The 16,075-nt window shown below is 57.3% G+C and carries 15 protein-coding genes; 11 read left to right on the forward strand and 4 right to left on the reverse strand.

Annotation, left to right across the window (positions count from 1 at the left end; translation table 11 throughout):
• The first annotated feature begins 520 nt into the window (after window positions 1-520).
• The 5 genes from AFL22_RS19005 to AFL22_RS19025 all read left to right on the forward strand — a co-directional run bounded on the left by AFL22_RS19005 (window position 521) and on the right by AFL22_RS19025 (window position 4,213).
• Entirely contained in the window at window positions 521-1,702 is a 1,182-nt protein-coding gene (locus AFL22_RS19005; RefSeq protein ID WP_052271937.1) for a glycosyltransferase family 4 protein, read from the forward strand.
• 67 nt (window positions 1,703-1,769) lie between these two features.
• Window positions 1,770-2,015, forward strand: a complete 246-nt coding sequence (locus AFL22_RS19010) for a hypothetical protein (protein WP_010670167.1) — start codon at window positions 1,770-1,772, stop codon at window positions 2,013-2,015.
• A 31-nt stretch (window positions 2,016-2,046) separates the two neighbouring features.
• Window positions 2,047-3,201: a class C beta-lactamase gene (ampC, locus tag AFL22_RS19015; protein ID WP_052271938.1), complete on the forward strand. Its 1,155-nt coding sequence runs from the start codon at window positions 2,047-2,049 to the stop codon at window positions 3,199-3,201.
• A gap of 89 nt (window positions 3,202-3,290) precedes the next feature.
• Window positions 3,291-3,743 (forward strand): antitoxin Xre/MbcA/ParS toxin-binding domain-containing protein, encoded by a 453-nt coding sequence (locus AFL22_RS19020; RefSeq protein ID WP_010244850.1) that lies wholly within the window; start codon window positions 3,291-3,293, stop codon window positions 3,741-3,743.
• Window positions 3,743-4,213: an RES family NAD+ phosphorylase gene (locus AFL22_RS19025; protein ID WP_033757682.1), complete on the forward strand. Its 471-nt coding sequence runs from the start codon at window positions 3,743-3,745 to the stop codon at window positions 4,211-4,213. Before AFL22_RS19020 ends, AFL22_RS19025 begins: the two co-directional genes overlap by 1 nt.
• A gap of 39 nt (window positions 4,214-4,252) precedes the next feature.
• On the opposite strand, the gene AFL22_RS19030 is transcribed toward AFL22_RS19025, so the two are convergent.
• The 3 genes from AFL22_RS19030 to AFL22_RS19040 all read right to left on the reverse strand — a co-directional run bounded on the left by AFL22_RS19030 (window position 4,253) and on the right by AFL22_RS19040 (window position 8,362).
• Complete coding sequence (locus AFL22_RS19030) at window positions 4,253-6,076, reverse strand: glycoside hydrolase family 15 protein (RefSeq protein ID WP_052271939.1); 1,824 nt, start codon at window positions 6,074-6,076, stop codon at window positions 4,253-4,255.
• A 93-nt stretch (window positions 6,077-6,169) separates the two neighbouring features.
• Complete coding sequence (locus AFL22_RS19035; protein ID WP_010244858.1) at window positions 6,170-7,063, reverse strand: SDR family oxidoreductase; 894 nt, start codon at window positions 7,061-7,063, stop codon at window positions 6,170-6,172.
• Between the two features lie 264 nt (window positions 7,064-7,327).
• Entirely contained in the window at window positions 7,328-8,362 is a 1,035-nt protein-coding gene (locus tag AFL22_RS19040; RefSeq protein WP_033779162.1) for a LacI family DNA-binding transcriptional regulator, read from the reverse strand.
• A gap of 221 nt (window positions 8,363-8,583) precedes the next feature.
• Between AFL22_RS19040 and AFL22_RS19045 the strand changes: the two genes are divergently transcribed.
• From AFL22_RS19045 to AFL22_RS19060, 4 genes are all read left to right on the forward strand, one after another.
• Complete coding sequence (locus tag AFL22_RS19045) at window positions 8,584-9,609, forward strand: ABC transporter substrate-binding protein (protein WP_033779163.1); 1,026 nt, start codon at window positions 8,584-8,586, stop codon at window positions 9,607-9,609.
• A gap of 87 nt (window positions 9,610-9,696) precedes the next feature.
• Window positions 9,697-11,922, forward strand: coding sequence for an iron ABC transporter permease (locus AFL22_RS19050; protein WP_022625640.1), 2,226 nt, complete (start codon window positions 9,697-9,699; stop codon window positions 11,920-11,922).
• Window positions 11,919-12,980, forward strand: coding sequence for an ABC transporter ATP-binding protein (locus AFL22_RS19055; protein WP_033757668.1), 1,062 nt, complete (start codon window positions 11,919-11,921; stop codon window positions 12,978-12,980). Before AFL22_RS19050 ends, AFL22_RS19055 begins: the two co-directional genes overlap by 4 nt.
• Before the next feature lie 23 nt (window positions 12,981-13,003).
• Window positions 13,004-13,798 (forward strand): inositol monophosphatase family protein, encoded by a 795-nt coding sequence (locus AFL22_RS19060; RefSeq protein WP_010244873.1) that lies wholly within the window; start codon window positions 13,004-13,006, stop codon window positions 13,796-13,798.
• Window positions 13,799-13,831: 33 nt separating this feature from the next.
• Here AFL22_RS19060 and AFL22_RS19065 read toward each other — a convergent pair whose 3' ends face one another.
• On the reverse strand, window positions 13,832-14,269 hold the full coding sequence (locus AFL22_RS19065; protein WP_010244876.1) for a GNAT family N-acetyltransferase: 438 nt from the start codon (window positions 14,267-14,269) through the stop codon (window positions 13,832-13,834).
• A gap of 180 nt (window positions 14,270-14,449) precedes the next feature.
• Here AFL22_RS19065 and hipB point away from each other — a divergent pair, with 180 nt between their 5' ends.
• Both hipB and AFL22_RS19075 read left to right on the forward strand, forming a co-directional pair.
• A complete protein-coding gene (gene hipB, locus AFL22_RS19070; protein WP_010244879.1) occupies window positions 14,450-14,698 on the forward strand; it encodes a type II toxin-antitoxin system antitoxin HipB in 249 nt (82 codons plus the stop codon).
• Window positions 14,698-16,011: a type II toxin-antitoxin system HipA family toxin gene (locus tag AFL22_RS19075; RefSeq protein WP_052271940.1), complete on the forward strand. Its 1,314-nt coding sequence runs from the start codon at window positions 14,698-14,700 to the stop codon at window positions 16,009-16,011. The genes hipB and AFL22_RS19075 overlap by 1 nt, the downstream gene beginning before the upstream one ends.
• Window positions 16,012-16,075: the final 64 nt, after the last annotated feature.

Consider the following 16,075-nt stretch of genomic DNA (forward strand, 5'->3'; position numbering starts at 1 on the left):
ATGTATAATGGGGGGCACATGACTCCCGCCTTCCTCTTAATCAGTTGCACTGAATTGTGGCAAACGGGCGTGCAAAAAGGGTGCGGCTATAACCGTACTGCATAATTTGTTTCATTACCGCCCGTCTGTGTCTGTGTTAATCATCAGCCAGTGAAACGCGCCGGGCACTTTTCAGCATGGTCATTCTTATTACTTTAAAAGTTATTAACTAAAATCCTCATCCGCTTCGCTAATATTCCTGACAATTAATTAAACATTTACATAACAACTGGCGCGAATATTTCCCGGGAAATAATCGTTATATTCAATAAGGGGTTAGCCTGACACAGTTAAACACACCTGTTAATAAAAAATGCAAATTCATAACCAGACACAACTGTGTCTGTTTTAGCACCGTGCGCAATCATTAGCAAAAGCGTTCAGGCCGCGTCATTACGGGCTTTTAGGATATTGCTCAGACCCGCCAGTCACGATCACGTGATATAGATCACTCCGGACACAAGGACTCTGGAAGGCGAACATGAAAATTGGAATCACGAATAACCAGTATCCGGAACAGCGTAATATCTTAGTTAATCCGGATAACGAATATATCAATCTGAAAAAGAGCAATCTGTTCTACTTTATTAACCCGCTACGAACCCGATTGCTCAAAAAAAATAAAACCTTTGTCTTTCAGCCTGTGCCTTTTTCAGGGGCATCGCGGGCTGACATCCTGCATCTGTTCAATGAAGTGGCGATAACCCATCAGAAGTGGGTCGCGTCGTTTGAAACGGAGCTGCCGCGTGTGCTGCCGGTGGCGGGCGTCGCCAAGCAGGACAACCCCGAGCTGAAACGCCTCATTCCTTATCTGTTAAAAGATAACTGCCTGGGGTTGATTGCCATCTCAGATGCCACCCTGAACATTCAGATGAAACTGTTCAGGCCGGATATTGCCCAGCAAATCCGCCGTAAAACCCTGGTGCTGCATCCGCCGCAGAAGCTGTTTGTCCAGCAGAAAACGCCGCGTCAGCCCGGTATTCTGAAACTGACCTTTGCCGGTAACGAGTTCTACCGCAAAGGCGGGGCTGAAGTCGTGCTGGCGATCAGTGAGCTGATTGAAGAGCGCAAACTGGAAGAGTCGCAGCTGGATGTGCAGCTGATTGGCGATCTCGCCAAGCGTCGTAACGTGGCGCACCGCCAGTTCCAGGATGATGAGACGTTCTATAGTGGCATTGAGAACCGCATCAAACGCTATCGCTGCTTCACGCATCATTCACAGATGGATAACGGCGCCCTGATGCAGCTGTTCCGCCAGAGCGATGCCGGACTGCTACCAACCTGGCAGGAGACGTACGGTTTCTCGGTACTGGAGATGCAGGCTAACGGCTGCCCGGTGATCACCAGCAACGTGCGCGCGTTGCCAGAGATTAATCCTGCCAGCGCAGGCTGGGTGATTGCGAGTCCGCTTAACGCTGACCGTGAGTACAGTATTACCTCGCCAGAGCAGAAAACGCAGCTACGCCAGTCGCTGGTGGAGGGGCTGAAATCGATACTGCTCGCCATTATCGAACGTCCTGAGATGCTGCAGGAGAAAGGTGAGGCGGCGATTCTGCGCATCAAAGATCAGCATGACACCCAGCGTTACATTGCCCGGCTCAACGATATCTACAGCCGTGGCGTGATTAATGTCACTCAACATCCCCCTGTGGTCTCAATTTGATTAGATTTCTCTGACGTGGCGCGCCAGACTGGCCATACTTAGTGCAGCGTCCCTCTGGAGAACTCTTATGAAAATGATCATCAGCCTGCTGCTGTCCGGATTACTGGGCAGCAGCGCCTTCGCTCAGCCCGCACCGCTTTTTCCGGCCCGCGCGCCCCTGGCACAGCTGACGCCCGTCGCTGCCCGCTGCGATGTCTCCGCCTGTCAGACCAACTGCTACACAGAACAATCGCACTGCAACACCCGGGAAAACGGTGGCTGCAGTTCTCAGGCTCAGATGTGCGTGCAGGCCTGTGCCGACCAGTGTAAATAATTTAATTGAGTGAAGAATCCCTTAGTTGCCAATGAAAAAGTCTTTGTTTTATCTCGCGTTATTCTCTCTTTCTGCCAGCTGTGTCGCCGCCGATCTCTCTTCACAGCAGGTTACTTCTCTGGTTAAAGCCGCGATCGAACCGCTGATGGAGCAGCAGGAGATCCCCGGCATGTCGGTGGCGGTGCTTTACAAAGGCCGGGCGCAGTTTGTGAACTTCGGCGTGGCCGATCTCGAATCACGCCGCCGGGTCACGGAAAACACGCTGTTTGAGCTGGGGTCAGTGAGCAAAACCTTTACTGGTACCCTGGCCGGCGTCATGATCCGCAACGGCGAAATACGCCTTAACGATCCGGTGCAAAAGTACTGGCCGCAGCTGACCGGTGAGCAGTGGCGTCCGGTGCGGATGCTGCATCTGGCGACCTATACCGCGGGCGGCCTGCCTTTACAGTTGCCGGATGACGTCACCGATCAGGCTTCGCTGCTGCGTTTCTATCAGGAATGGCAGCCAGAGGCAGCGCCCGGCACGCTCCGGCAGTACTCTAACGCCAGCATCGGTCTGTTTGGTTCGCTGATGGTGAAGGGCGATTATGAGCAGGCGATGGCGCGAAATGTGTTTCAGCCACTGCGTCTGACGCGCACCTATATCACCGTGCCGCCCTCGATGATGCTGGACTACGCCTGGGGCTATAAAAATGGCCAGCCGGTACGGGTCTCACCCGGCATGCTGGATGCAGAAGCCTACGGCGTTAAATCCACTGCGCGTGACATGCTCACCTTTATGCAGGCAAATGTGGATCCTAACCGCCTCTCTTCGGGTAATGCCGTGCTGCGTAATGCCATTCGCACCGCGCAGGCGCGCTACTTCAAAGTCGGCACTTTGTTTCAGGGACTGGGCTGGGAGATCTACGACTGGCCGGTGACTGCCGATACGCTGATGGGCGACAGCGATAATGGAGTTGCGCTGCAACCCCGCCCGGCAACGCTGCTCAATCCGGTCGGGCCATCGCAGAGCGCCAGCTGGGTGCATAAAACCGGTGCAACCAATGGTTTTGGTGCCTATATCGCCTTTATTCCTGAGAGGAACAGCGGCGTCGTGATACTCGCCAACAAGAATTACCCTAATCCGCTGCGTATAAAGGCGGCGTGGCAGATTCTGCAGGCGTTACAGCAGGAGAAGCCTGAGTAACAGGCATCACGCTTGCTAAGCGACGGGGTAAAGCTGGCACCGCCTGTTCATTTGCGCTAAAATAAAAATCAAATGAACAGGAGGCTGCTATGTCTATCGCCATCTACACACCCGCTCAGCATCGTCGCGACAATTCGCTGCTGCATGCTCTGAATCTGCCGGAAACACTGCCTGATGCGCACCAGCGTATTGCGGTAGGGTTCAGCAGCGGCGTGCTGAAACGCACGGCGTCGTTGTCTACTTTTGACGAGGGCTGGCTGTGCCGTCTGGCGGGCATTGATCGCACCACCTACAACCGCAAAGTCAAAGATCCGCAGCAGACCTTTTCGCCCGATCAGAGCGGACGGATCTACATGCTGATCCGCGTCCTCTCTGCCGCCAGTAAACTGTTCCGCGACGACAGGCAGCGTCTGGTGCAGTGGCTGGAAACGCCCGCCAAAGCGCTGGGCGGTAAGAAACCGGCGGAGATGACCACCACGGTGGCGGGTGCAGAAGCGGTGATTAACCTGATTGGCCAGCTTGAGCATGGCGTGATTACCTGATGGCAGTACGTTTCTTTCGCCTGGTGAAGAGTGAGTATGCGATAACCGCCTTTGATGGTTTTGGTGCCCGCACTTACGGGGGGCGCTGGAATTCCGTGGGAACGGTCTGTGTCTATATGGGATCAAGCCGGGCGCTCTGTGTACTTGAGGCGCTGGTTCATCTCACCATTCAGGATCTGTCACACGACTACTCAATGCTGTCGATTAGCGTCCCTGAATCGCTGATTACCGAGCTCTCGCTGGCGGCACTCCCCGATGACTGGCAGGCCGATCCTGCGCCATCGTCCACACGGCAGATCGGTGACGACTGGCTTGCCAGCCCGGATAACGGCCTGGTGCTGAAGGTGCCGAGCACGCTGACCGGTGAGTGGAATGCGCTGTTCAATCCCCGTCATCCGGCAGCGGCTGGCATCATCAGTAAGGTGGTGGTGGAGCCATTTTTCTTCGATCCGCGTTTCAGGCTGCAGTAGGGCACGGATTCGCCACTTTCCTAAGCGCAACATCTCACATCACGCTGGGGCCTGCGATCCCGCTAGCGCCTGCGCCGCGCAGATCAGCGCCAGATGACTCAGCCCCTGTGGCATATTGCCGCGCCAGCTCTGGCTGCGGACGTCATACATCTCATTGAAGATATCGACGTTACCGTGGCCGTTCAGCGTAGCCAGGATCTCCTGCATCGCCTGTTCTGCCTCATCCGCCTCACCCATCTCTGCCCAGGCTTCCACCAGCCAGAAGGCGCAGGCGAGAAAGGTACTCTCTTCTTCTCTTACCCCGCTGTAGCGATAGAGCATGGCGCTGCCGTCACCCAGTTTTTGCCGGATAGCACGGTAGGTCGAGATCATCCGCTGCGGATTGACCGCGTTGCCGTAGCTGTGAACCAGCGCCAGCGACGCGTCGAGGCGATCGTCACTGCCGGCGTAAAAGAGATAAGCCTGCTGTTGCTCTGACCAGCAGTGAGACTCAATCCAGTCGCGGATACGGTCACGTTCCCGCTGCCAGCGTCCCAGCCAGGTCGGTTCGATATGCTGGCTTTCTGCCAGCGCCACCGCCCGATCCAGCGCCATCCAGCAGGCCATTTTGGAGTGGGTGTAGTGTTGCAGCTCCGGTAGCTCCCAGATGCCGCAATCCTTCTGCCGCCAGTGATCGGCGCAGCAGTTCGCCAGCTCGCCCAGCATGCGCGAGGTGGTGATATCCAGCACGTGTCCCGCCTCGATAAAATGCTGGGCTGTCACCAGCATGTCGCCATACATACTGAGCTGCAACTGGTCGCGGGCATTATTGCCGACCCGCACGGGCTGAGAGTTCTGATAGCCGCTCAGCGGCGGATAACGCTCAGCGGGGACCTCATCACCATTCAGGGCATAGCAGGCGCGCAGCCTGACGCCATGGCGCATGATGGTCTGCGACAGCCAGGAAAAGGCCGCCTTACAATCTTCCAGCGCTCCGAGATAGACGAAGGCTTTAATAATCAGGCAGGCGTCGCGCACCCAGGCGTAGCGGTAATCATAATTTTTCTCGCCGCCGATCCCCTCCGGCAGGGAGGTGGTGGCAGCAGCAGCCAGTGCGCCGGTCGGGGAGTACCAGAGAAACTTCAGCGACAGGGCAGAGCGCTTCACCAGCGTCGGGTAGCGGCCCTCATAACTCAGGCTCTCCACCCAGCTGGTCCAGCCGGTGTGGCTGGTTTCAATCCGCTGATCGATAGCCTCCAGCGGCGGCACCGCCAGTGGCTCTTTCTCGGTCACCAGCAGCGCGCAGAGCGAGCGGGAACCGGCATAGGTACGCAGCGTAGCGCAGACCTGCTCGTCATCCAGCTCTGTGATCTGAATATCTTCGCTGGTTCGCAACATCGCCATGATCTCCGCGATGTGAAACACCTTGCCTTTCTCATTATCGGCCACCCACGGTGAACGGGTTTCGGCGGCGGTGCCGAAGCGCAGGGTGATCGCTAATTCCACTTCACCGCTGACACCCTCTATGCGGCGAGCCAGTTCGCACCAGGGCAGACGGCCCGCCAGCGTGCTGTTAATCGATTCGGTCAGCAGCACGGTGCCGTCACGGGTTTCGAAGCGGGTCTCCAGCACATTGCTGTTATCGCGGTAGCGGCGTGAGACCTGATAAGGCGCACGCGGGACAATCTGGAAGTAACCACCGAGTCCGGCATCAAGCAGGCGATCAAACAGGGGCTTTGCGTCGAGATTGGGCGCGCACCACCAGTCAATTGAACCGTCCGGCGCAATCAGCGCAACAGAACGGCCTTCACCAATGGCGGCATAATCACCCAGGCCCGCAAAGCCCTCTTTTCTGACCGGCGAATGAAAGATCGGGTTTTCCATAATCTGCTTCCTTATATCACGGTGGCGAAGTTTCTTAAGCGGGGCAAAAGCGGGACAAAAAAATGGCCGCGTTATGCGGCCACCTGAGTGAGATTACAGCGTACCGGTGCCGCCATCAGAACACCAGACCTGCCCGGAGGAGTAACTGCTCTCGGTTGAGGCCAGGGTAACGTAGAGTGGGGCGATCTCAACCGGCTGGCCCGGACGGCCCATCGGTGTATCGGCACCAAACTGCTTCACTTTCTCCATCGGCTGTCCGCCGCTGGACTGCAGCACGGTCCAGTACGGTCCTGGTGCAACGGCATTAACCCGGATACCGTCGCCACCCAGCTGCTTCGCCAGGGATTTGGTAAAGGCGACGATGGCCGCTTTGGTCTGCGCATAGTCGAGCAGAATATCGCTGGGTTTAAACGCCTGTACGGACGAGGTATTAATAATGGACGCACCGCGTGGCAGATATTCCAGCGCCGCTTTGGTGATCCAGAACATCGCATAAACGTTGGTTTTAAACGTTGCGTCAAAATCTTCCGTACTCAGGGTCCGGATGGACTCATTAAATTGCTGACGACCGGCGTTATTAACCAGAATATCCAGGCCACCTAATTTATCGGCTGCCTCTTTGACCAGCTGCTGACAGAATTCTTCAGAACGAATGTCGCCCGGAATAGCAAAAACTTTACGGCCTTCCGCTTCGATTAATTTAATCACTTCATCGGCGTCGGGCTGTTCTTCCGGCAGGTAGTTAATCACCACATCTGCGCCTTCACGGGCATAAGCGATAGCCACCGCGCGGCCAATACCGGAGTCACCGCCGGTGATCAGCGCCTTGCGGCCGGTCAGTCGGCCCGTGCCGCGATAGCTGGTTTCACCGTGGTCGGGAACCGGGATCATTTTGCTGGCCAGGCCTGGCGCCTGTTGTGGCTGATCCTCAAAAGGAGGTTTAGGAAATTGATCCAGATCGAGCGTCTTGTTAGTTGGTGTAGCCATTGTATGCTCCTTGAACAGAGTTATCTGAGACATTAAGCCTGGCACAAATGTGATATTTGTCACATCTGACTGCTGATTCATTGAGCAGTTAAAACCAGAAGAACTTAATAATGCAGATAAAGCGTAGACAGAAAATCGGAACACTGTGCAGTAGCGTCCGATTATTTTTCAGTGCAGGGGCGGGATATTTAAAGCGAAGCGTAAGATCGGTTGTGGATTATTTCAGGGCGTAATTACATAGCGGAAGAAAATAAAAAAGGGCGGTTAACCGCCGCGTACCGAACCGCGCCAGACCACATCTGCCGGATATATTCTCCGCTCCTGCTGCTGTTCATTTTTGGGCATCAGCGTCTCCGGTTGCGCTTCCGTCTCTACCAGCCAGGCAATGGCATCGCGGGCGAATTGCTCCACCGGCTGTGCAAAGGTCGTGAGGTTGTAAGAGGCCCAGCCCGACTGCGCGATATTATCGTGTCCGATGATGCAGAGATCGTCCGGAATACGCAGCGCAAAGCGGTGACGCGCCTCATCCATAAAGCCGCAGGCGAGCAGGTCGGTGGCACAGTACACCGCATCAGGGCGAACTTTACGCGTCAGCAGACGCTGGGCCAGAATCTGGCCGCTTTCGTAAGAGGTGGTGCCGAACCGCTCCACCTGGACCGTGACGCCCACTTTCTGCGCGGCGGCCAGAAAATCCGCTTCGCGCTTCAGCAGACTCGGCGTTCCCGCCAGCGAATTGACAAAGGCGATGCGGCTGCATCCCGCCCGCACAAACGCGTTAACCGCCATTTCTGCGGCGGGGCGGGAGTCGAGGTTGATACTGAGCGTGCCGGGCAGGGATTCGTCGCGGTTAATCAGCACCAGATGCTGACCATGTTTGTAGCAGAGTCGGGTGATACCGCTGTCCGGCATGCCGGAGAGAATAATCGATGCGTCGGCGCGAAAATTAATCGCCTGCTGCAGCGCGGCGGAAACGCGCGCATCGGATCGGTCAGTGTTAATCAGCATCGCCACTTTTCCCGCTTCCTGCAGATACTGGGTCATCCAGCGCACCAGGCTGGCACGGTAGGGCGTGTCCACCTCGGAGGCAATTAAGCAGACGATGCCGCTGCGGTTGCGCACCAGGCCGCGCGCCAGATGATTGACGTGATAGCCCAGTTCCTCCGCCGCTCTCATCACCCGCTGACGGGTAGCATCTGACACGCTGGCCCCCGGTGTAAAGGTGCGGGAGACTGCTGAGCGGGAGACGCCCGCCCGGTCAGCCACATCCTGCGCACTCACCACCGCCTTTAGCTGCTGCATGTTCTCTCCTCGCCTGAAATTGTCTGCACTGAGTTTGCCTGAAGTTGCAAGGCTGTGCAAAAAATACAGATGGGCGAAAGATTTCAAATTTGTGACAGCGACTGACAATTGCTTAACAACTGAATTGACACTGCAGCAGGGCCGCCTTACTAATCTGCACATATGTTTGCACACATGTGCAAAAGCTGGCGCGCCTGCGTCATCCAGCCCAGGAGAACACCATGCGTTATTCCTCTCTGCTCGCTGCTGTAATCGTCTGCCCTATAGTGCCGTTTGCTGCCTCGGCGGCGGGCAATCTTAATATGATCTGCTCAGCCGATGTGGTGGTGTGCGAACAGATGACCACGCTGTTCAGCCAGTCCCATCCCGATATTAAACTCAGCATGGTGCGGCTCTCTGCCGGTGAAGCCTATGCCCGTATCCGCAGCGAGGCACGCAATCCCCGTACCGATATCTGGTGGGCCGGTACCGGCGATCCGCATATGCAGGCCGCCGAAGAGGGGCTGACCCAGGCCTATAAATCGCCACTGCTCGATCAGCAACAGCCCTGGTCACAAAAAGTGGCGGAGATCTCCGGTTATCGCACCGTGGGCGTTTATGCCGGTGCGCTGGGCTGGGGCTATAACACCAGACTGCTGGCGGAGAAAAAGCAGAAAGTGCCTGCCTGCTGGGCGGATTTACTCGACCCTGGCTTTAAAGGCGAGATTCAGATCGCCAATCCCAACTCTTCCGGCACGGCCTATAACACCCTGGCGACGCTGGTGCAGATCATGGGCGAAGACAAAGCCTTTGACTACCTGAAGAAGCTCAACGCCAACATCTCGCAATATACCAAGTCCGGCTCTGCTCCGGTCAAAGCCGCCGCGCGCGGTGAAACCACCATCGGCATTGTCTTTATGCATGATGCCGTCGCGATGGAAGTAGATGGCTTCCCGATTAAGCCCGTCGCGCCCTGTGAAGGCACTGGCTATGAAATAGGTTCGATGTCGATCATCAAAGGGGCACGAAACCTGGCCAATGCCAAAGCCTGGTATGACTGGGCGCTCAGCGCTAAAGCACAGTCGCATATGAAAGAGGCGAAATCGTTCCAGCTGCCCTCTAACCGCAAGGCGGAGATCTCTGAATATGCACCGCGCTTCGAGAACATCAGGCTGATCGATTATGACTTTAAAACCTATGGTGACTCAGCAAAACGCAAAGCGCTGCTGGGCCGCTGGGATAAAGAGATTGGTGCCAGCGCACAATAACGGTGGTGCGCCCCGGCCACCTGAGCCGGGTCTGTGCCAGACCGCGGTGGCGTAAGCCTGATGTCCGCTTCCTGATTGAGGTGATTTATGAATGCGCACAATCGTCGCTTAACCGGCGCGCTGCTGGCGGGCGCCAGCGCGCTGACGCTGCTGCCCTGGTATAGCCTGGAGCAGGGCTTCTTCTCGGGTGACTGGCTGTTCAGCTTATGGGGTGATGAGACCAATGCGCCTGCGCTGGGGCAGCTCGCGTTACACAGCTGGCTGGGCATCGCCGTGGCGCTGTGGCTGCTCTGTGCTGGCAGCGCCTTTCTGCCCCCGGGCCGCACCCGCAGCACGCTGCTGCTGCTGTTCAGCACCTGCGGCATTCTGTTTCTGGTGCTGGAAGGGCATGCCATCGGTTTCAGTGGCTGGAACTGGTTATGGCTGGAGAACCTCACCGGCCCGCTGGCGCAGGGGCAACCGGCGATGGGCGCGGGCGCGCTGCTGCTGCTGACCATATTTTTGCTGATTTTCGCCTTTGCCCTGGCGGAGCGCGGCGTGCTGAAAGGCGATGCCTTTGTGGTGGCGTCGATTGTGCTGCTGGTGGCGCTGGTCACGACCTTTGTGCTCTATCCGGTGCTGAGCCTGTTTGTCGCCTCGGTGCAGGATATTGATGGCAGTTTTAAACCTGACGGACTGATTGCCAATATGCAGGATCCCGCCATCTGGAGCCTCGGCTGTTTTACCGGTGGCACCTGCGGCACCGCCTGGCGCACGCTGGGACTGGCGCTGATGACGGCCAGTGGCGCTACGCTGCTGGGACTGGCGTTTGCACTGGCGGCGACGCGCACCTCGCTGCCGTGTAAAAAAGCGCTGCGGATGCTGACCATTCTGCCGATTATCACGCCGCCGTTTGTCATCGGTCTGGCGCTGATCCTGCTGTTTGGCCGCTCTGGCGTGGTCACCGAATCGCTGGCGACGCTGTTCGGCATCGAGCCGGGCCGCTGGCTCTATGGCATGACCGGCATCTGGATTGCCCAGGTGCTCTCCTTTACCCCCATCGCCTTTCTGGTGCTGATTGGCGTGGTCGAGGGCGTCAGTCCGTCACTGGAAGAGGCGTCACAGACCCTGCGTGCCAGCCGCTGGCGCACTTTCTCCCGCATCTCGCTGCCGCTGATGGCGCCGGGGCTGGCCAACGCCTTCTTAATCAGCTTTATCGAAAGCATGGCCGATTTCGGTAACCCGATGGTGCTGGGCGGGAGTCACGGCGTGCTGTCGACGGAGATCTTCTTCTCCGTGGTTGGCGCACAGAACGACCCGAGTCGCGCGGCGGTGCTGGCGATGATCCTGTTGGGCTTCACCCTGGCCGCTTTTCTGGTGCAGCGCGTGTGGCTCTCCGGCAAAAGCTTCGCCACTGTCACCGGCAAAGGCGACGGCGGCCGTCATGTGATGCTGCCGCGTCCGGTGCGCTACAGCGTCTATGGCATGGTAATACCCTGGGGTCTGTTCACCCTGGTGATCTACGGCATGATCATGATTGGCGGCTTTGTGCAGTCCTGGGGGCTGAATAACAACCTGACGCTGGATCACTACATCCGCGCCTTTAGCGTCAGCGTTAATCAGGGACAACTGGTCTGGAGCGGCGTCGCCTGGAGCTCTTTCTGGACCACGCTGGAGATCGCCCTGATCGCCGCGCCGCTCACGGCCATTGTCGGACTGCTGACCGCCTGGCTGATTGTGCGACAGAAGTTTGCCGGTCGTCAGACCTTTGAATTCATGCTGATGCTGAGCTTTGCCATTCCCGGCACGGTGATTGGTGTGAGCTATGTGATGGCGTATAACCTGCCGCCGCTGGAGATCACCGGTACCGCGATGATCCTGATCGCCTGCTTTGTCTTCCGTAATATGCCGGTCGGCGTGCGTGGTGGTATTGCGGCGATGAGCCAGCTGGATAAAAGCCTGGATGAAGCCTCACTGACGCTGGGCGCAAACAGTTTCCGTACCCTGCGTAAAGTGGTGCTGCCGCTGCTGAAACCGGCCATCAGCGCCGCGCTGGTGTACGCCTTTGTGCGGGCCATTACCTCTATCAGCGCGGTGATTTTCCTGGTCAGCGCCCAGTACAACATGGCGACCTCGTACATTGTCGGGCTGGTGGAGAACGGTGAGTATGGCGTGGCGATTGCCTACTCCTCGGTATTGATAGTGGTGATGCTGCTGATCATTGGCCTTTTCCAGCTGCTGGTGGGCGAACGTCGCCTGCGCCGTGCAACCCAACCGGCGGTGATTATTGCCGCACCCTCTGCATCCACTCTGACTCAGGAGAGAGCCGTATGACGACCATTAACGCCGGATCGGTGGTGTTTGAACATGTCGCAAAGCGTTTTGCCGGTTTTACTGCCGTGCCGGATCTGTCGCTCACCGTAGAGCCGGGTACGCTGGTGACGCTGCTCGGGCCGTCCGGCTGCGGCAAGACCACTACGCTGCGACTGCTGGCCGGGCTGGAGCATCCCACCGCAGGGCGGATTCTGATTGGCGGCAAAGATGTCACCCATCTGCCCGCCAACGAGCGCGACGTGGCGATGGTGTTTCAGTCCTACGCGCTGTTTCCCCATATGAACGCCATCGACAATATTCTCTACGGGCTGCTTTCCTCGGGCATGAACAAACGCGAGGCGCAGGACAGGGCGCGCGAGGGGCTGAAGCTGGTGGGTCTGGAAAGTCAGGGGCAGCGGCTGCCGTCGGAGCTCTCTGGCGGACAGCAGCAGCGTATTGCGGTCGCCCGCGCGCTGGTGCTGGAACCGCAGGTGCTGCTGCTTGATGAGCCGCTATCGAACCTTGATGAGCGTCTGCGCCGTCGGGTGCGCACCGACATCCGCGATCTGCAGCAGCGGCTCGGGTTTACGGCGGTTTATGTGACCCATGACCAGGAGGAGGCGCTGGCGGTCTCCGATAAGATTATTGTCATGAAAGAGGGGGATATTGCCCAGCAGGGTGCGCCGGAGACGCTTTACCATTCACCCAATTCGGTCTTTATCGCGGACTTCATGGGGGAGGCGAACATTCTGCCCTGTGAAGTGGAAGAGGCGGATGCGGATGACGCGCTGGTCCGCCTGGGTAATCAGCGCTTCCGGGTACGAGGTGCCGGTGCAAAAACCGGCAGTGCTCAGCTGGCGGTGCGACCGCAGTTTATTACGTTGTCCGGCGACGGTCAGGGGGCGCTGCAGGGGGAGGTCATTCACAGCACCTGGCTAGGTGACCATATCGAATATGAAGTTGCCACCGAACTGGGCGCGCTGTTCATTATCGATCCGCAGATGGAACAGCGTCTGCCGCTCGCCACCACAGTTGGCGTCAACTTTAAGCCGCAGGGCCTTGCCCTGATTGCCCGTTAATCTGACTAACTCAAGGAGTTCGCATGGAATCGCATGATGAAATAATGGCGCGTCTGGCTTTAGCGGAAGCCGTTGCCCGTGAAGGTGGCGCGACGGCGTTATCTTACTTCAACCGTCGCGAGACGCTGGTGGTGGAGACCAAGTACGATTTGCAGGATGTGGTGTCGATTGCTGACCGTGAAGTGGAGCAGCTTATCGCCAGCCGTATACGGGATGCGTTTCCCGATGATGGCTTTCTGGGTGAGGAGTCGGGACTGCAGGTGGGAGAGTCTGACTACACCTGGGTGGTTGATCCAATCGATGGCACCAGCCCGTTTCTCAATGGGATGCCGAGCTGGTGTGTTTCCGTCGCGGTACTGCGCGGCGATGTGCCGGTCATCGGGGTGATTTTCGCGCCGACCTATCAGGAGTGCTACGTGGCGGCACTGGGGCAGGGCGCGACGCTCAACGGTCATCGTCTGCAGGTCGATCCCACACGCACGCTGCAAAACCACGTTACCGGTTTTGGTGCCAACAGTTATGTCAGCCCGCAGCAGGTAGGCGAGATTGTGGCAGCACTATTGTCGGCAGGCGGTAACTTTATCCGTATTGGTTCCGGCGCACTAATGCTGGCCTGGGTTGCCGCCGGTCGGGTCGTGGGTTATTACGAACCCTATATGCACGCCTGGGATTGCCTGGCGGGTTACTGCCTGGTAAAAGAAGCGGGCGGCTGGTACCACCCGTTTAACACCGAAGGCGATCGCATCACTAAAGGCGCGCAGGTTCTGGCCGTGGCACCGGGTGCCGAAGCGGATCTGCGGCGCATTGCCGGTTTATAATTATGTGACCCTGTCACGCTGATGGTACTGTGGTCAGCGTGATGCTTTTGGCCGTAGCGTTTTGGTCAGATAGTGACGCTGCATACCGGTTTGCGGAAAATCGGGCAGGGACATCTGCGGCTGATAACCCTGTTTCTGATAAAACGGCAGGGCCTGAAAACTAAAGGTATCCACCAGCGCATAGAGACATCCCATCTTTCCCGCCTCCTGCTCTGCGGCTTCCAGCAGTGCGCTGCCCAGACCACTGCCACGGAGCGTTTCGTCCACCCAGAGATAATCGATACAGAGCCAGTTTCCTTTGCGTGCGGCGATCACTCCCCCGCGCAACATTCCCTGTTCGTCCCTGTGAGAAACCGACAGCGGTCCCCAGTTATCGCGGCTGATAAATTGCCGGTTGTAAGCCCCCAGTCCTGCCAGCAACTCTTCCCGATCGTCGTCGTTGACCTGATGGGTAAGGGTAAATGTGCTCATCCTCGTCCTCTTTTATTCGTGGTTCCGGCTTATCCCCTGCAAAGGATAATTGTGCGATTATCCGCTATAGGGTATAAAGTAATTGTTATCCCCTTCAGGGGGTAAAAGCTGTTTTATACCCTGTCGGGGATAATGCCCCTGCGCTATGCTTACAGCCTGTGATCCAGAAGGAGCCACCCCATGATATACAGCCCGCTACAGCTGGCAAACCGGCTAAAGCTCATTCGTCAGCGTAATGGCTGGACCCAGAGTGAGCTGGCGAAAAAGGTCGGCCTGAAACAGGCCACCATCTCTCACTTTGAAAATGCCCCTGACAGTACCTCGCTGGCAACGCTGTTTAAGCTGTTACAGTCGCTGGAGCTGAGTCTGGAAGTTCAGGAGAAAGAGGAGGCCGGTGCGCCTCAGCTGCATGATGAGGATGAGTGGTAATGCAAAGGCTGATTGCGTGGATGAACGGCGAGCGGGTAGGCGTACTCACCCGCCAGCGAAACGGCGCTCATGAGTTTCAGTATGATACCGGCTGGCTGAGTAATCCGCTCTCCAGGCCGCTGTCACTTTCGATGCCGTTGCAGGTAAAGGCTCTCACCTCACACGCCGTGATTAACTTCTTCGATAACCTGCTGCCGGATAGCCCATTGATTCGCGACAGAATCGTGGCGCGTTACCAGATTAAATCCCGTCAGCCGTTTGATCTGTTGCAGGAAGTGGGACGTGACAGCGTCGGGGCGACTATGCTGCTGCCGCCCGATATGCCACTGCCCGCACTGCAGGCCCGCTATGAAGTGCTGGATGAAACCCGGCTCGAAAGCGTGCTGTCGGCCTATCAGTCAGATATCCCGCTGGGGATGCTGCGTGAAGAGACCGATTTCCGTATCTCGGTCGCGGGGGCGCAGGAGAAAACCGCACTGCTGCTGACCGATGAAGGCTGGAGCATTCCTGCCGGTGCCACGCCCACCTCGCACATCATTAAGCTGCCGATCGGAGAGATTAAACAGCCGGCCGCGACGCTGGATATGCGTGAAAGTGTGGAGAATGAGTATCTCTGTCTGGCGCTGGCCCGTGCACTCGGTATCGACGTGCCACAGGCAACGATTATTCGTGCCGGACAGATGCGCGCCCTGGCGGTAGAACGTTTCGACCGCCGCTGGTCACGCGATAAAACCCGGTTGATTCGCCTGCCGCAGGAGGATTTCTGTCAGGCGCTGGGACTGCCATCTTCAACCAAATATGAGTCGGATGGCGGGCCGGGCATTGTGGAGATCATGCAGATACTGATGGGATCGAGCAACGCCATCGAAGATCGCTATCGCTTTATGATGTTCCAGGTGTTTCAGTGGCTGATTGGCGCAACTGACGGTCACGCCAAGAACTTCTCACTGTTTATTGAGCGCGGTGGCAGTTATCGACTGACTCCCTTTTATGATGTGATCTCCGCTTACCCGGTACTGGGCGGCACCGGTCTGAACAAGCGAGCGCTGAAACTGGCGATGGGTCTGCGTGCCACTAAGGGGAAGAAGACAGAAATCGATAAAATCTTCCCGCGCCATTTTATCGCCACGGCAAAAAGCGTCAGTTTTGATCGTGACAGTTTGCAGCAGATCTTCGACTTCTTTATTAAGGCCTTTCCCCAGGCAGTGGTCTCGGTGCGCGATGCCTTGCCGCCCGATTTCCCGCAGCACATCGCCGACGCCATCTTCAGTCATTCACTGATTATGCTGGAGCGGCTGCGGCACAAAGAGTGATGGCGCTTATGAGCTGGCAATATCCTGAAAAACCTCTCCTCCTGTGTATGGCTAAAAGCCCGTC

Source organism: Pantoea sp. CFSAN033090, from assembly GCF_001264395.1.
GTDB lineage: Bacteria > Pseudomonadota > Gammaproteobacteria > Enterobacterales > Enterobacteriaceae > Pantoea > Pantoea agglomerans.

Excerpts from the sequence above, each read along its gene's own strand:
- AFL22_RS19005 (WP_052271937.1), top strand. The coding sequence starts at position 521 with ATGAAAATTGGAATCACGAATAACCAGTATCCGGAACAGCGTAATATC.
- AFL22_RS19010 (WP_010670167.1), top strand. The coding sequence starts at position 1,770 with ATGAAAATGATCATCAGCCTGCTGCTGTCCGGATTACTGGGCAGCAGC.
- ampC (WP_052271938.1), top strand. The coding sequence starts at position 2,047 with ATGAAAAAGTCTTTGTTTTATCTCGCGTTATTCTCTCTTTCTGCCAGC.
- AFL22_RS19020 (WP_010244850.1), top strand. The coding sequence starts at position 3,291 with ATGTCTATCGCCATCTACACACCCGCTCAGCATCGTCGCGACAATTCG.
- AFL22_RS19025 (WP_033757682.1), top strand. The coding sequence starts at position 3,743 with ATGGCAGTACGTTTCTTTCGCCTGGTGAAGAGTGAGTATGCGATAACC.
- AFL22_RS19030 (WP_052271939.1), bottom strand. The coding sequence starts at position 6,076 with ATGGAAAACCCGATCTTTCATTCGCCGGTCAGAAAAGAGGGCTTTGCG.
- AFL22_RS19035 (WP_010244858.1), bottom strand. The coding sequence starts at position 7,063 with ATGGCTACACCAACTAACAAGACGCTCGATCTGGATCAATTTCCTAAA.
- AFL22_RS19040 (WP_033779162.1), bottom strand. The coding sequence starts at position 8,362 with ATGCAGCAGCTAAAGGCGGTGGTGAGTGCGCAGGATGTGGCTGACCGG.
- AFL22_RS19045 (WP_033779163.1), top strand. The coding sequence starts at position 8,584 with ATGCGTTATTCCTCTCTGCTCGCTGCTGTAATCGTCTGCCCTATAGTG.
- AFL22_RS19050 (WP_022625640.1), top strand. The coding sequence starts at position 9,697 with ATGAATGCGCACAATCGTCGCTTAACCGGCGCGCTGCTGGCGGGCGCC.
- AFL22_RS19055 (WP_033757668.1), top strand. The coding sequence starts at position 11,919 with ATGACGACCATTAACGCCGGATCGGTGGTGTTTGAACATGTCGCAAAG.
- AFL22_RS19060 (WP_010244873.1), top strand. The coding sequence starts at position 13,004 with ATGGAATCGCATGATGAAATAATGGCGCGTCTGGCTTTAGCGGAAGCC.
- AFL22_RS19065 (WP_010244876.1), bottom strand. The coding sequence starts at position 14,269 with ATGAGCACATTTACCCTTACCCATCAGGTCAACGACGACGATCGGGAA.
- hipB (WP_010244879.1), top strand. The coding sequence starts at position 14,450 with ATGATATACAGCCCGCTACAGCTGGCAAACCGGCTAAAGCTCATTCGT.
- AFL22_RS19075 (WP_052271940.1), top strand. The coding sequence starts at position 14,698 with ATGCAAAGGCTGATTGCGTGGATGAACGGCGAGCGGGTAGGCGTACTC.